Annotated in this window: 19 protein-coding genes; 4 read left to right on the forward strand and 15 right to left on the reverse strand. The window is 34.8% G+C overall.

All coding sequences use genetic code 11. The features are described from left to right. Nucleotides 1-97: 97 nt before the first annotated feature. From D569_RS0100950 to D569_RS0101005, 13 genes are all read right to left on the reverse strand, one after another. A complete protein-coding gene (locus D569_RS0100950) occupies nt 98-841 on the reverse strand; it encodes an HIRAN domain-containing protein (protein WP_018930519.1) in 744 nt (247 codons plus the stop codon). Further along, nucleotides 838-1434: a HipA domain-containing protein gene (locus D569_RS23375; protein ID WP_245548468.1), complete on the reverse strand. Its 597-nt coding sequence runs from the start codon at nt 1432-1434 to the stop codon at nt 838-840. Before D569_RS23375 ends, D569_RS0100950 begins: the two co-directional genes overlap by 4 nt. Further along, complete coding sequence (locus tag D569_RS24770; RefSeq protein ID WP_245548469.1) at nt 1373-1687, reverse strand: HipA domain-containing protein; 315 nt, start codon at nt 1685-1687, stop codon at nt 1373-1375. Before D569_RS24770 ends, D569_RS23375 begins: the two co-directional genes overlap by 62 nt. A 321-nt stretch (nt 1688-2008) precedes the next feature. Then, nucleotides 2009-3259 (reverse strand): TRAP transporter large permease, encoded by a 1251-nt coding sequence (locus D569_RS0100960; protein ID WP_018930520.1) that lies wholly within the window; start codon nt 3257-3259, stop codon nt 2009-2011. Next, the gene (locus D569_RS0100965) at nt 3256-3768 is read right to left on the reverse strand and encodes a TRAP transporter small permease (protein ID WP_018930521.1); all 513 of its coding nucleotides are present in this window, start codon (nt 3766-3768) and stop codon (nt 3256-3258) included. Before D569_RS0100965 ends, D569_RS0100960 begins: the two co-directional genes overlap by 4 nt. 110 nt (nt 3769-3878) lie before the next feature. Then, entirely contained in the window at nt 3879-4928 is a 1050-nt protein-coding gene (locus D569_RS0100970; protein ID WP_245548470.1) for a TRAP transporter substrate-binding protein, read from the reverse strand. Between the two features lie 342 nt (nt 4929-5270). Beyond that, on the reverse strand, nt 5271-5549 hold the full coding sequence (locus tag D569_RS0100975) for a hypothetical protein (RefSeq protein ID WP_018930523.1): 279 nt from the start codon (nt 5547-5549) through the stop codon (nt 5271-5273). After that, nucleotides 5533-5928: a metalloprotease family protein gene (locus D569_RS0100980; RefSeq protein ID WP_018930524.1), complete on the reverse strand. Its 396-nt coding sequence runs from the start codon at nt 5926-5928 to the stop codon at nt 5533-5535. Before D569_RS0100980 ends, D569_RS0100975 begins: the two co-directional genes overlap by 17 nt. Next, nucleotides 5925-6737, reverse strand: a complete 813-nt coding sequence (locus D569_RS24200) for a hypothetical protein (protein WP_156822843.1) — start codon at nt 6735-6737, stop codon at nt 5925-5927. Before D569_RS24200 ends, D569_RS0100980 begins: the two co-directional genes overlap by 4 nt. A gap of 556 nt (nt 6738-7293) precedes the next feature. Next, nucleotides 7294-8061 carry an ATP-binding cassette domain-containing protein gene (locus tag D569_RS0100990; RefSeq protein WP_018930526.1) on the reverse strand — a complete coding sequence of 256 codons (768 nt, stop codon included), beginning with the start codon at nt 8059-8061 and terminating at the stop codon, nt 7294-7296. 66 nt (nt 8062-8127) lie between these two features. Then, on the reverse strand, nt 8128-8394 hold the full coding sequence (locus D569_RS0100995) for a hypothetical protein (RefSeq protein ID WP_156822844.1): 267 nt from the start codon (nt 8392-8394) through the stop codon (nt 8128-8130). A 565-nt stretch (nt 8395-8959) separates the two neighbouring features. Next, a complete protein-coding gene (locus tag D569_RS0101000; protein ID WP_245548471.1) occupies nt 8960-9841 on the reverse strand; it encodes an SMP-30/gluconolactonase/LRE family protein in 882 nt (293 codons plus the stop codon). A gap of 162 nt (nt 9842-10003) precedes the next feature. Further along, entirely contained in the window at nt 10004-10849 is an 846-nt protein-coding gene (locus D569_RS0101005; RefSeq protein ID WP_018930529.1) for a metallophosphoesterase family protein, read from the reverse strand. Nucleotides 10850-11093: 244 nt separating this feature from the next. Between D569_RS0101005 and D569_RS0101010 the strand changes: the two genes are divergently transcribed. The 4 genes from D569_RS0101010 to D569_RS0101025 all read left to right on the forward strand — a co-directional run bounded on the left by D569_RS0101010 (nt 11094) and on the right by D569_RS0101025 (nt 13374). Next, a complete protein-coding gene (locus tag D569_RS0101010; protein ID WP_018930530.1) occupies nt 11094-11555 on the forward strand; it encodes a GyrI-like domain-containing protein in 462 nt (153 codons plus the stop codon). Then, nucleotides 11552-11953 carry an NUDIX domain-containing protein gene (locus D569_RS23380; protein WP_018930531.1) on the forward strand — a complete coding sequence of 134 codons (402 nt, stop codon included), beginning with the start codon at nt 11552-11554 and terminating at the stop codon, nt 11951-11953. The genes D569_RS0101010 and D569_RS23380 overlap by 4 nt, the downstream gene beginning before the upstream one ends. Nucleotides 11954-12087: 134 nt before the next feature. Continuing rightward, complete coding sequence (locus tag D569_RS0101020) at nt 12088-12384, forward strand: hypothetical protein (protein ID WP_018930532.1); 297 nt, start codon at nt 12088-12090, stop codon at nt 12382-12384. Nucleotides 12385-12462: 78 nt separating this feature from the next. Beyond that, the gene (locus tag D569_RS0101025; protein ID WP_018930533.1) at nt 12463-13374 is read left to right on the forward strand and encodes a VOC family protein; all 912 of its coding nucleotides are present in this window, start codon (nt 12463-12465) and stop codon (nt 13372-13374) included. A gap of 50 nt (nt 13375-13424) precedes the next feature. On the opposite strand, the gene D569_RS0101030 is transcribed toward D569_RS0101025, so the two are convergent. Both D569_RS0101030 and D569_RS0101035 read right to left on the reverse strand, forming a co-directional pair. Continuing rightward, nucleotides 13425-14864 (reverse strand): MFS transporter, encoded by a 1440-nt coding sequence (locus D569_RS0101030; protein ID WP_018930534.1) that lies wholly within the window; start codon nt 14862-14864, stop codon nt 13425-13427. A gap of 27 nt (nt 14865-14891) precedes the next feature. Beyond that, the gene (locus D569_RS0101035; protein WP_018930535.1) at nt 14892-15515 is read right to left on the reverse strand and encodes a cysteine hydrolase family protein; all 624 of its coding nucleotides are present in this window, start codon (nt 15513-15515) and stop codon (nt 14892-14894) included. Nucleotides 15516-15550 lie beyond the last annotated feature (35 nt).

Consider the following 15550-nt stretch of genomic DNA (forward strand, 5'->3'; position numbering starts at 1 on the left):
ACAACAATACCCCTGATTAATCTAAATAAGAATTAATCAGGGGTAACTCTATAAAGTGAGATTATGGATCGTTAGCACCATGATTAAGTGAAATGCTTCAAACATTCACCATAATGTCAAATTTATCTCTCTCTTGTAAATAATAGCTATAGTTACCATGAACAAAAATATTAACTTTTAACTGTGGTTTTGCATGTTCTCTAATGGTAGATATTGTGGCTTTGAACTTTCCTCCATTATTTAGAACTTCATACATAAAACCACTATAAAAAGCTGGAATATAGCCTAAGTGATAGTTAGATTCTGCACTCTTTACCATCACTGCCTTACTATCTTTAGGGTTTTCCTTTTCTATTTCAAATTGAACTTCGTCACCTTCAATTAGTTCATTTAATGCTAATTCCCCTTCATAGTAACGCCAACCAGCAACATAAAAATCAAAATCAAAATGAGATTGTTGGCGATAAATTGGAGCAACAAACTCATAAGGATCGGTTCCTAATCTTCCTCCTGTAGCACGTAATAAATCCATTTCAGAATAATCTTCACTTAACCCAAGTGTTCGCAAAAGCTCTGGAAAGTCAGGTCTTCTTTTATCAGGTAAACGCCGCGCAAAAGCATCAAACAGCCTTTTAGAGGTATACGTTTTATTAATATCTCGAAAGGCGAGATGTGGACGGTAACCATTTTCCATCGCCTCTAGCAAAGTTCTTCTCTTTCCACTTAATTCATAAGAAAAAGTATATTTGCCATCCAGACAATATAAATTACCAATATGATACCTTTGTCTTGTTTCAACATTCTGCCAAACTAGCCATAAAACAAATGGTCGTCTCTTCATTGATTTTCCCTCCCGCCTAACCTATTAATTAACCAATCTCTCCGGTATAATAAAAGTTTAAGTACCCACTCTTTGTATACCTCATTCATAATAGAATCAGGGATATCATCTAATATATTCTGAATGTTTGTTTTATTCAGGATCGTAAATCGTGAGATAACATCCTGTATTTCTCTAGAATAATTCTTCTTAAGTTCGAACAATAACTCTATATGCTTTGGTTTTTGTTTATTTTGGATCCCAATTAATGAGTAACTGCGATTCGTAAATGCTTGAAACATCCGGTCGTCCTTTAACATCTTTGTAAGACGTTCTTGTTTTAAATTGAATCCTAAGGATGCACCATTATCATATATTGGTGCTAAAACATATTGACCTTTAGCCCGAATTATTCCCCAATTATCGCAATGTCTATCTTGATTGCCAATTAACGCATCAAATACGGGTATAGATACGAAAGCAGTTTCTAATTCAAAATATGATAACGCTTGGAAAATATGATGAACGTAATAATGATCTAAAGAATATCTATTAAATTCTTCCATCTTCGGATATAATAAGGTCGCCACCTTCATAAAATTCATCGGATCCATTCGTGAATTTCTTGGCAACAACTCCTAGTGTGTTTTTACGGAAACCAAATTGTACATCCATCATATTTAATCCAATTAATTTACCTATTTCAGAAGCAACTTTTTCTGCCCAAGCCTCTCCTGTATCCTTTGTAGGAATTTTAAACATAAATGACTTATTAGAATATGGCTCAATGATCCAATATTTCTCCCTTGTTCCAGAAATTTGACGTTTATCATCAACTTTCCAATCAATCACATCTAAAATATCCATTTAAACGTTCCTTTATTCAATATATTTTTATTAATTATAACAAATATTAATCGAAAGTTGTATCCATTTACCTAATTATGTGACGGACTGTTATGTATTATTGGTCTTTTTATACCGATTCTATGCAATCGCTTATAATGAATTGCATAGAAGTGGGAAGTGTGTTCTTAGATCGCATAGATAACCTAACTTTGTACTTTCAAAAGGGACAGTACCGAGTTAATGGCACTGTCCTTTTTATTCTTATCTTCCAGTAAGTTTGAATTTGCATCGAACTTTAGTTGAGAGAAAACGATCTATGATTTCTTGATCATCACTAGTTTAAATCAGCAACAAAGATAATCCGGGAATAAATAAAATAAACAGAGCAGCAATAATCAGAACGATAATAAATGGAAAGGTTCCTTGAACAACATTGGAAAAAGGTGTTTTACTCACACCTGATGCAACAAAAAGATTGAGTCCAAATGGCGGTGTTAACATCCCAATCGCTAACGTAACAATCATAATAATTCCAAAGTGAATCGGGTCAATACCAAATTCGTATACAATCGGTAAAAATAACGGAACAAAAATTAATACTGCTGCACTTGTATCCATGAACATCCCAACCACTAACAAAATGACAAATACCATAAGCAAGAAAATAATCTTAGTATCTGCATATTCTAAGAAAAAGGCAGCGATTTCCTTTGGAATATTTTCATAAGTTAGGTACCAGCTAAACACATTTGATGCTGCAATCACTAACATGATCATGGATGATGTAATGACAGCTTTTCGAGTTACACGATATATTTTCTTCCATGTAAGTTCTTTGTACACGAAACACCCAACTAGCAAACTATAAACAATTGCTACAGCAGCCGCTTCTGTCGGTGTAAAAACACCAATATAAATACCACCTAACACAATAACTGGTAACAAAATCCCTAAAAATGCGTTCAAGAACGATCGTATCAGTTCTCCGAAGCTTACTCGTTTCTCTGGCTGATGCCCTTGTTTTTTAGCAATCAGATAGCTGACTACAATTAAAACAAGCCCAATAAAAACCCCTGGCATAATTCCTGCAATAAACAGATCTCCAATCGACACTTCAGCAGCAGAACCGTAAACCAGCAGTGTAATACTTGGAGGAATGATAATCCCTAGAGATCCAGCTGCTGTCATTAAACCAACAGAGAAATTTCTAGAATAATTCGCTTCACGCAAAGAAGGAATCATAACCCCACCAATAGCTGCTACTGTAGCGGGACTAGAACCTGACAATGCCGCAAATAGCATGGAGGACATCACCCCTGCGATCGGTAATCCACCAGTCGTCCACCCAACCAATTTACGAGCAAAATCAATGATTCTTTTCGATGTTCCACCAGACAACATCAAATCTCCAGCGAAAATAAAAAATGGTATTGCCATCAATGTAAAGGAATCAATCCCAGAAAAAAGTGTCCGTGCAAAGACATCTAGTGAAATTCCTTGCTGATACATCGCCACAAAGCTAGCTATTCCAATAGCAATAGCAATCGGTGCACCAACCAACAGCAAAGCGATAAAAATGAATAAAATCATTTCTCCACGACCTCCTCTGGATGCTCTTCCTCATCAGAATAAGACCGCTTCACATCTATATATAGCATTTGAAGAAAACGAAACAGCATCAACCCTCCACCAACTGGGATGGACAAATACGGTATCGCCATTGGTACACCCAATGCTGGCGTAACATTTCCGAGCTCCACTACACTGGAAACCATCTCAACACCTGTCCATATCAAGATCAAGCAAAAAATAATCCCCGCTAAATTAGCAAAGACAGAAAACACCTTTTTTCCTGCCGGCGGAAGAAAGGTGACCAGTGCATCAACTGTCGCATGTCCTTTTTCCCTGACTGCAATACTGCTACCAATCAAAACTAGCCAAATAATTAAAAAGCGGGCAGCCTCCTCCGACCAAATCAAAGAATAATTAAATAGATAACGTAATACAACTTGTATAAAAATCAATATAGAAGCCATTATCATAGAAATAACAGCAAAACCTTCTTCGATATGATTAATAAACTGATTGACCTTGCTCATACAAAGCCCCCTTAAACTTAGCTTATATTAGCAACCATCAAATTAATTACATGGTTATAGTGTAAAATAAGAGCGATCCCTCGCTCTTATCCCACCTTAATGATGTCATTCTATTCAATTAACTCAATGATCTTATCCGCATCCTCAAATTTATCATGGAATTCATCATATACTCCGCTTAAAGCATCCTTAAAAGCCTCTTTCTGCTCACTAGTCAACTCATTTATTTCCACATCAGCCTCTTCTAATATCTGCATATACTCCTCTTCATCACTTTCTGACACATCCCATTGCCATTCCGTTACCTCCATTGCCACCTCTTCAACCGCTTCCTGCAGATCAGCGGACAAACTGGCATAGAAAGACTGGCTAATGATAAGAGGGTATCCCATGTAACCATGTGCACTTAACGTGACATAATCTTGCACTTCATAAAATTTTTGACTAATAACGTTCGACAAAGGATTTTCCTGACCGTCGACAGTACCTGTTTGCAAGGAAGTATACAGTTCAGAAAAATCGATTGATACCCCACCCGCATTTAGGGCTTTAAATTGTGAAATTAATAAAGGACTTTGTGACGCACGCATCTTTAAGCCATCTAAATCTTCTGGCATTTCAATCGGCCTTTTCGAGTTTGTAAAATGCTTAAACCCGCCATCCCAGAAACCAATTAGTTTTAAGTTTTGTTCCTCTAATTTCTCACTTAGATAGTCCCCTAACTCCCCATTTACTGCTTCAAAAGCATGCTCTCGATCTTCAAAAAGATAAGGTAGATCAAATACTTCAAACTCTTCTACAAAAGTTGGAAGAACACCAGTAAACGGAGCATTCATATGAACGGTACCAGATTGCATTTGCTCCAAAATCTCTCGATCACTGCCCAGTTGAGAGTCCGGATAAATTTCTACTGTTATTTGCCCATCCGTTCGCTCTTCCAGTAACTCACCGAATTTCTCTGCTCCCTTCCCTTTTGCTGTAGAAGGGCTGACCACATGCGCAAATTTCAAGACATATGCTTCATCATCTTCGTTATTAGCTTCTGTCCCCTCATTGGTTTCGGTGTTATCACTATCTGTATCGCCACCATCGTTATCTCCATCCGTGTCTGAAGAACCACAAGCAACCAGTGTGAGTAAAATCAATACCATCATACTCATAAAAAGCCCCTTCATACCAAAACCCCTCTCTATAATTATCTCCCCCTACTCATTATATGAAGCTCGTCCTGAAAAATAACTAATTAATAAGGCGAACATTATCTCGTTGTAAATGAAAAGCATACAAAAATCCCTGATCAACTCTTTAAGAATTAATCAGGGATATTACTTTATCTTGCGAACTGCTTGTAATCATAAGAAGGATTACGAAATAGCATTCTCTTCAGCAAGGTGTTCTGCTGAATATATCGATATTGTTCATTGAAATCTTAGTTTATCTCTCTCACTTAACCAGATTGAACAACTTTCAGTATCAAGAACTATTAACAAGTGTGAAAATAATTATTCTATTACAGACTTTTTAGATCCAAATAAATACTGTATTGCATAGTGAATGATTAACCCTATTAAAAAGGATATACAAATTCCAAAAAATGTAGCTTCAGTAGTAAATGTAGTTTCCTCTACTTCAATATTATAAAGAGATAAGCCAAAAATTGTGGGATTTGATGAGACATTTGATTCTAGTAACAGTAGAATAATCGGTGTAATAAAAACAACTAAAACATATAAAAATGTAACACTCAACCCACTCGATATAGCCTTAAATATTTTTGCCACTATTATCCCTCATTTCTGTTAAGATATTTATAATATTCTTTCCGTCTGGTAAATTAGGGTGTAGCATTATCAAGTTGCCAAACGCTAATAATATGAACAAACTTGTAAAAGCAGTATCAATAATATTAAACATTAAAATGGCTACAAATATTGGAAACAAACAACCCGAAATGGCTACAATTAAATTTCTAATGTTATGATCAAACTTTTCGTGAGTAACATAAAAATACTTAAAATTAATTTCAATACCAAAGTAATAGAACGGCTTCCCTTCCAAAATATTAAATAGCATGATAGGAATAATATGTCCTACTTCATGTACAATTAGCACAAGTAATGTAGCAAGCATTAATTGTATCAAAAACGTTAATAACGTCATTTCACGATTGGTCTCCTTAAATAGATAGTTTCAATGATAAGAAATAACATTACAGCAAGTGATATATATGTAAACTGGACAAGGATTGGATGATTAAACAACTGTTTAATAAACATGTCAAAAATATTTACCGAAATTAATAATATAATGATGACATATACTTTGTTTAGTTCATTGATTTTGATTACAAAACCAACCAGAGTAGATAACATCGTAATAAACGCTATGCTAATAAAAGTCTCAAGTATCCCATACACTTCCATTCTAGTAATAGCATAACTAATCATTATAAATACAAAGTAAGTGATACAATTTAATAGATAAATGATCAATAATCTCGATAAAAAATACTGATATTTCCCGACATTCAACGAATAAATTGCTTGCATGTATTCTCTAAAATGAATGCCAATAGTTAACGGCAACAGCAACATAATTTCTTTCAAACCAAAATTAATTAACATTGAATAAATCAGTGAAAAATTAACTAATTCTAAACTATAATAAAGACCGATGACCAGAACCATTAAAATAATGAAGAAAAATCCTTGCTCCACAAAAACTTGATTACGAAAGAAATGGATTGTTTCTAGTTTGCTTTGAAGTAAGAACTTACTGTTGTAGTCTAATTGCTTTGGCGTGTATTTTGGTGAAAGGGTGCCTGCATCTTTTTGCATAAAACAATTATTTAAGAATTTTAAAGAGATTTTAACGAATAAAAGAGAAACGCTAATGCCTAATAAAATGATGACAATGAAATGAAGTAATGAAGTTCCCCCTATTAATACTTCCACAGGGTTAATGATCATAATGAGACCTGCTATTACAGCTACTTTTATGAAAGTATGTAACCAAAACCTTTCCTTCACACCCGTGAACTTGACAATGAAAACATTGATAACCATCCATATTGTAAAGCAAAGAAAATAGCTAATAATAAATATTACGAGTAACAATAATAAATATGCAAGATCAATAGTGTAGTCTTTGATAATCACACTAATCATAATTGGTAGTGAGGCCAAAACTAATAAAATGTAGTAGAAAACGGATGGTAATATGATTCTACTTAATATAATCTGATAAGCTTTTACCCTTGTATTTAAATAGAAAAACACAAAGTCATTTGTTTTAAATATATTTCTAAATATAATGACAAAGAATGTACTTAGGATTAAACTTATCTTAACTAAATTAATAAAAATCACTTTTAGTTCTAATTCCATATGTGTGATTATTTGTAATGATGCCGTCCCGTATATTGCGTAGATTAGGATTAAACCTAAAGCTATTAATAGCGAATGGGATGGATTATTGATTATGAAAGATCTTATCTTTTCAGTAATTTTCTTAACTTCGACATTCTTAACTACCTGATATATTAAGTTCATCTAATAACTCCTCAATATATTTGTAATAGTCTTTATTTACTTTTGTGTATAAATCCTCTAGCATAATATTCCCAAACTTACTTTTTACTTCTTCCTTCGTACTGTTTAATTTCATCACCCCATCTCTTAATATCACAATATGATCAAATAAATCTTTACCAAAATTCAAATCATGTGTCGAGATGAGAATGCCTATCCCTTGCGATTTAAGTTTATCTAAAACCCGCTTTAGAGTGATGATCATATCAGGATCCAAACCGTTTGTCGGTTCATCAAAAACTAGAAAATTAGTTCCTCTAAACAATTGAGATACAATTTGTGTTTTCTTTTTATTTCCATGTGAAAGGTTTCTAATCGGAACGTTCATGTACTTTTCTAAATTAAAAATTTCAATTAAGTTTTCTAAATATTCATTAGTGGTCTCAACTCCATTTGAAGATTGCATTAATTGGAAATATTCCGTTGGTGTTAAATAATCTAACAAGGAAATATTATCTGGTAGATAGGCAATTTGACTTTTAAAATAATTTACATCTTCTTGAGAATCAAAGGAAAATTGGCGATTATCTATGATAAGCTCCCCATCAAACTCAATTAGACCAAATAATGATTTAATAATTGTAGTTTTACCTGCACCATTATGTCCTAATAACAGGTTAATATTTCCAGGTATAATTTCCATTGATATATCATTTAGTTCAAAAGCATTGTATTTTTTTTTCTTAATATATAAAGAAATCATAGTTTACACTCCTACTGTGGTAATTTGGAAAGGCATAGGATTTTAAAACCCTATGCCTTTGGTGGATTACTTACACCAAACTGAAAGGGATACCGGACCTATCTTGAATTTCCCACCGTAATCAGCACCATTACCATATGTTTGACATACCCACATTAAAAGTGCTATACCTACAATTGCAACAACCATGTAGACAACAACCCACCATCCTGCATTTTTTTGAACCTTATCTGAAGCAGCTAATTCCTGACCTACATTTAATACTCTAGCAATAAAATCCAATAATGCAGTAAATAATAGTAAGGATGATTTGTTTATAGCAGTAGTCATCATACAACCCTCCTTTCTTAATTTATTGAAAGTTCCATATATTTTTTTGTAATCCCTGTTGTTTATGGAAATGGAACCATCTATTGTCACACCCTAAGTTTAGGATGTAAACAAAAATTGAATAAGTATTGTGTTATGTCTTGATAAAGGATTGACATTCTAGAGAAGAAAAACTCAATGTTATGAAGTTATTGCTTATTCGAAGTTTTATATCTCGGGGTGATACGTTTTTGACGTTGGACACACTCTGCTTTCATTTATTCTTACTTATAGAATACCACAATTATATGAATTCCATTTTAATATTAGGTAAAAAATGTAAAAAACATATTAATGTATTATTACAGATAGTAATAGTTACCAGAACAAAATTGTTTTCGAAAAATCAATAAATGCAGAAAGAAAGGAGTAATTAATCGTCTACTCCTTTTCCTGCTAGATTATTATTGTTATTTCTTCTATTTTGCAATAGCTTCAACTTTTACAAGAACTTCTTTTGGAAATAGAATCTATTTAGATCTATTCCATATTTACGGAGATTAGTTGATTTATAGTTCATCCGATTAAATTATACATTGCTTTTGAATCGATTGGCCGGTAATCCCTTTACTTCAGGTTGAATAGAAAATAAACTACCTGACAGTGGAAGCTCTTCTAATTCGCCATCGGTCATTCCTTCTCTTGCTGTCGTGATATATAAGGTGTCAAATTCCTTTCCACCAAACGTACAGGATGTAATGTTTTGCGCCGGTAATCCTACCGAAGACAATGCCTCTCCTGTTTCCGGATTCCATTTACTTATTTTTCCTTTTCCCCATCCTGCAATCCATAGCATCCCCTCTGCATCAATTGTCATTCCATCTGGAAAACCATAATCCTTGGGAAACCGAAAGGCAACACGTTGATTCTTTATTGTTCCAGTTTCTAGTACATAATCAAACACATAAATATTTCTGGTCGGTGTATCGATGAAATACATTTGATGGTTACTCATATCCCATGCCATACCATTGGAAGTTCGTAATTCAGATAACTTTGTTTCTACTTCTAGTGTGTTATCCAAACAATACAACGAGCCTTCAGGTTCATTATTATGCTTTTGCATTGTTCCTGCCCAAAACCTACCAGCAGGATCAACTTTTCCGTCATTGAAGCGATTTTCTGGTATGTCTGCTTCCGGATCTTGTATTGCCGTGATTTCTTCTGTTTCCATATCGTAAAAATGAAAGCCATGTTCCGTTGCCAAAACTAATCGACCATCTTCTGCTATAACAACTGCTCCGACTAACTGACCAATTTCAAATGTGTCATTCTGCCTTATTTTGGGATCAAATCGGTGAATTACCCTTCCTGTAATATCAGTCCAATATAAAACGTGCTTGCTTTCATCCCAACAAGGACCTTCACCGAGCAATGCCTTAATCTCATATGCTACATTTACTTGCATCATGTTCCTCCTTCAACTGCCTCCATAAGGTTCTATGCAGGATAATTAAACGCTTTCTTAGTATCAGTATAACATGAGGAAATTGTAGAATAAGCTAACAATTAATAAAGCTAAAGGCATCATTGGTGCGGCTAGTAATAGGGATATCTTGGGGTTTAATTCAGGTTATGTTGTAATTTTACTAATCGCATCAACCGGAAGTACACATTGTATATCTTTCTCTGTACCTGCCGCTTCCGGTGTAGGATGAAAATAATTCATATGTTCGGATACAAATGCTGCATGGTTCGACATTAGAGGATTCGTGACTTGATGATGAGAAATGATGATATGATTATCTGTGAGCTCTACCGCGCGCCATGCTTGCTCATCTAAACAAGCCGCAACTTGCACAAATGTCCAGTTACCTTGGTGCACTATAGAGTTTTGATGGTTATGGCCATTAAAATAAACCGCTTGCCCTTTTTTCTTTTCTAAGACGCGCCACATATCTATGTTGGAGTCGATAGATAATTTATCGATATCAGAGCGGGAGGTTGTATTGTATACCGGATGGTGTGCAAAGACAAAGAGTGGTTTTGTTCCAGATGCTTCGACGACTTCTTCTAACCAAGCCAATTGCTCTTGGTTAATGGATCCACCCCAATCCTCATAATCCATTTCTTTTGCAGTATTCAAAAAGGCAAAAATCGCATTTCCTTTAGCAATTGTATGGTATAAAGGTTGACCAGTTATTTTTAAGACATTTTCAATAGATTGTGCATACAAATCATGATTACCTAATACATGATAGAAATTTCTATCTTTACTATTAATGATCTGATAAACTTCTTCAAGCTCATCTGTAGTACCATAATGAGTTAAGTCACCAAGAGAAATATGTATATCCGCTTCACTACCTAGAAAATGAGCTAGAAAAGAACGATAGAAATCCCACTTCGCTTCTTCCAATCCTTCAACACTAGAATCAACTTTTGGAAAATGCAAGTCACCTATTAGAGCAAATTTCATCTAATCCCTCCTTACTCCAAGGATACCTTACTAATGTTAAATAAACATGAACCTTTAGTAAAAAAACGTAAATTTACTACAAAAGATAAATACCTTTGCTTACTTGGTTAAATTTGGTATCATTTAATCAGAACGTATGTTTTTTGCATAAAAAAAGAGGCATGAACTCTTAATCCATTCCCTTACTCAGTACGCGGACATGTAAGCACCTATGGGAAAATAAGGAGAAGTAAAGGACGAGACTATGGAATTTAAAGAAGCTATCAAAAGTTCATTTGTATTAATTGGTTTTAGTGGAGCAGGAAAATGGAATGGAGATATTGTTTATCCTATTCCGGAATTATTAGAGAAATCATATCGTTTTTTTAGTAAGTACAAGATAAGTAAAATAGTTGGAGTATGTCTCCCTCCAAGAAGTGACCATTATTTCTACACTTGTGGTATGGAGATAGAGTCTGTTGATTTCCACAAAGTTGAACAAGGAATGACATTACATACCTTTCCTTCACAAAAATATGTGGTATTTAACCATATTGGTCATGCTAAAGAAATTCCGAATAGTTATAGAAAACTATGGAACATATTCGAAGAGCAAGGTTATCATATTAAAAAAGGAATGCCCGAAATTGAAATGGTAGCAACTAATATGTTCGGAAAAGAAGAAACAAATGAGTATGAGATGGAGATTTGGATACCAATAGAATGATATGCTATAAGTTTTTATTTCTTTTAAAAGGAGTGATTATCCTGATTCCGATAAAAAAAGCTTACGGCTATGTGACAAGGCTTAGAGAAGGAAAAATGCAAGTATTGGTTTTTCAACATTCTATTTCTGAAGCTGGAATACAAATTCCAAAAGGTACAGTAAATAATGAAGAAGAAACACATCATGCGGTGATTAGAGAAATCCAAGAGGAAACAGGATTGGAGCATTTTGAAGTGAAACAATTGATTGCGGAAGACTACTGGAGAAATAATGATGGAGCTATTCATCATAGGTTTTTTTACAAAATAAATATATCTGACGCACCCGATGAATGGCATTATCAGCCAACAGGTGGAGGAGAGGAAGAAGGACTAACCTTTCATTTCATCAAAAGATGAAGTGGAACTTCTACGTGGTCACGGAGATTATTTGAGCATTCTCTTTGATGAATGGTGATGTTAGACTTAATCGTTCTTGTTACCCCTCTTTCATATTCTTTAAGCTAATCTTTGTTTAAAGAAAGGAGAATTTTTTGCTAAAGACATCTGTGAAAACATGGAATTGGTTAGGTTTTACCTTTTTACTTCTCTCGATTTCTAGCGCTCTATTAAATATTTCTGTGTTCGGCTCAACCTATATAGTTTTTTATGGACTTAGTGTTATTGGTTTTATTATTGGATTTACTGGCTGGTTACTTCTCAAATCTCAACCAGTTGATTCCATAACTAGAATTGCAGGAAATATTGGATGCTTTGGTAACTTAGCTATTGTCATCTTATTTTTCCTTCCCTTTTACTTTCTTTGGGGGACTTATATTTTTGGTCCTTAAACCGTGGTGTATATAGCAAATTATAAGAAATCCAGCTCGAATCCAAATGATAAACTAAAACAAAAAGGAGGAAGCACTATGTCCATACGTAATCAAAATATTATTCCCCATTTATGGTATGACAAGGAAGCGAATGAAGCTGCAACGTTTTATACGACTATTTTTCCTGACTCCAGAATTACAAATCGTACAGTTCTTAAAGAAACTCCATCAGGTGACGCTGATTTAATCTCATTTGAGCTGTGGGGACACCAATTCATGGCAATTAGCGCAGGCCCTTATTTCACATTCAACCCGTCAGTGTCTTTTATGGTTAATTTTGATCCTTCAAGAGAGAAAGACGCGAGTGAGAAATTAGATGACGTTTGGAACCAATTGTCCGAAGCGGGCACGGTATTAATGCCACTTGATAAATATCCATTTAGCGAGAAATATGGTTGGATTCAAGACAAGTATGGTCTGTCCTGGCAATTAATCCTCTCCGATCCAGAAGGTGAAGAGCGCCCTACAATAGTACCCTCGCTAATGTTTGTTGGAGAAAGATGCGGAAAAGCGGAAGAGGCGATTCATTTTTATTTGTCCTTATTTAAAAATTCACGGCAGGGACAAATTGCCCGCTATCCTCGAGGGATGGAGCCTGACAAGGAAGGAACAATTATGTTTGCGGACTTCATGCTCGAAAATAATTGGTTTGCAGCAATGGACAGTGCTCAAGATCATCCATTCAATTTCAATGAAGCAGTCTCATTCATGGTAAATTGCGACACACAAGAAGAGATTGATTACTACTGGGACAAACTGTCTGCGGTTCCTGAATCCGAACAATGTGGATGGTTAAAAGATAAGTACGGAATTTCATGGCAAATAGTGCCAACAGAAATGGATGAAATGATGAGAGAAGGCACACCAGAACGAATTGAACGTGTTAATCAAGCTACTCTTAAAATGAAGAAGCTTGATGTGGTGGAGTTGCAGAGAGCGTATAAATAATAAACTCCTTACAAAGGAATCCCCATAGAGATACTCTCAGAGGGATTCCTTTAATTTTCTGCAAAAACCCTGATACTCAATAATAAGTTTACTGTATTAATGAACAACAGAAACCAAAAAAAACTTTGAAATCCAAGGATAACTTGACCTAATTGACTTTGATCACCTCCGCTCATCCATTCCGTTATTGATCCTTCTACCCACAAATTCATAAATGTTACTCCGAAGGCAGAACCTAATGCCAGTCCTAAATTTCTTAGCAAAGCGATTGCACTACTCATTGTCCCTAATAATTCTTTAGATACTTGACCAATTATCAATGTATAATTTGGTGATGTCAAAACCCCCATTGCTACTCCAAGTAGACATAATAAAGTGGCAATCTTCCAAGTAACAGTTACTGATGAAATAAAACTTAACCCCACTAAACTAACCAACATGAGACCCAATCCAGTTATCACCACCTTTTTACTACCAAAAAGGTCTGCTAGACTTCCACTGATTGGTCCAGTTATTGCCATAAATAAAGGATATGCCATTAATAATATTCCTGCGAAAGATGTACTTACTTCCAATACACCTACTAAATAAAAGGGAATAACAACCATTGTAGAAAATGTAGTCAAATAACTAACAATAATCGTGATACCTCCTATTTTTATAAGAGGCGGTTTGAATAACGAAAGTCGAATAAATGGGGATTCTATTTGATAACTTCTTTTAATAAATAACCATATTGCTATAAAACCAGTCAAAGAAACAGGTAGCAAGTAAAGAGCAAACCCATCATCCCCTATCATAGTTAATACATAAATAACTGCAGTGATACCAAAGGCAAACATTGCAGCTCCCGAATAATCAAAAGGTTTATTTGCCCGTTCAGGATTATCGCTGGGAATAAAACGAAATGATAATACAGATACAACAATAATGATCGGTACTTGTATCCAAAATAATATGTTCCACGAAAAGACATTGATCAATAATCCACCTATAGACGGTCCTAATAACGCTCCTAACCCAACTGAGGTTCCAATAATACCTAATGCTCTCCCTCTATTTTCGTCCGGATAATTCGTTGAGATAATCGCCATGTTAGTAGATTGTAGCATAGCAGCACCAACACCTTGAATAATCCTTGCTGCTATTAAAAAAAACAAGGAAAAGGAAACTGCTGATAGTAGTACACCTACCCCAAACACTATATATCCAATATTATGTACCCTTTTCAATCCAAATAAATCTGCTAGCTTACCCATTAGAGGTAAGCTAATCATTACTGCCAATAAATAGGAGGTGATCACCCATTGTGTAATACTGAGAGAAGCTTGAAAAAATAATGACAGTTGAGGTAAAGCAATATTAATCAATCCTGCGGAAAAGTGAGACAAAAAAGCACCAGGACACACTACTAACAGAATAAATACTGGTGCAATTGTTTTTTCTTTAGTTATCGGTAAAACAATATGTTCAGAATTGGCTTTTCCCATCGATCATTCACCTACACTTCTTACAATCTAGAATGTCCGTACTAATGGTTCGGGTGTCATCCATTTGTTTAAAATTTGATCTGAGGTTGTCACATCCCCAAAATATTCATCAATATTGATTATAGTCATTTCGTGTGCTTCCTTTGAAAAAGAGGCACAACAGTCTTCCAATAGCACCACCTGGTAATCTAGCATAAAACCATCTCTTGCAGTCGATTCTACACATACGTTTGTACTAATTCCTGTCACCAGCAATGACTTAATTCCCTTCGTTCTTAACACCGATTCTAGTCTTGTATTAATAAAAGCACTGTAACGATGCTTTATCACGACAATATCTTCAGCGTGTGGCTCAATTCGATAAAATTCAGAGCCCCATGTCCCTTTTCTGCATACATCTGGCTTTTCTTTATTTTTAAAGCGTTTCATCCAAGTCTTCGAATCCGTACTGTCTTCATGTATGGTCTGAATAAAAATAACTGTTACTTCTGCTTTTCTTGCTTGTTCAATCACTTTTTCTAAAGGAGTAATCATACTACTAACCATTTCTAGATTTGCTCCTTTTTGTGCTAAGCTCCCCTCTTCATGACAGAAATCATTTTGTACATCAACAACGATCAACGCTGTTTCTTCTGGTTTTAAGTGTGACATATTTCCCTTCCTCCCTTTTTAAAGAATGGAGGTTT

It is taken from the genome of Gracilibacillus lacisalsi DSM 19029, from assembly GCF_000377765.1.
Lineage (GTDB): Bacteria > Bacillota > Bacilli > Bacillales > Amphibacillaceae > Gracilibacillus > Gracilibacillus lacisalsi.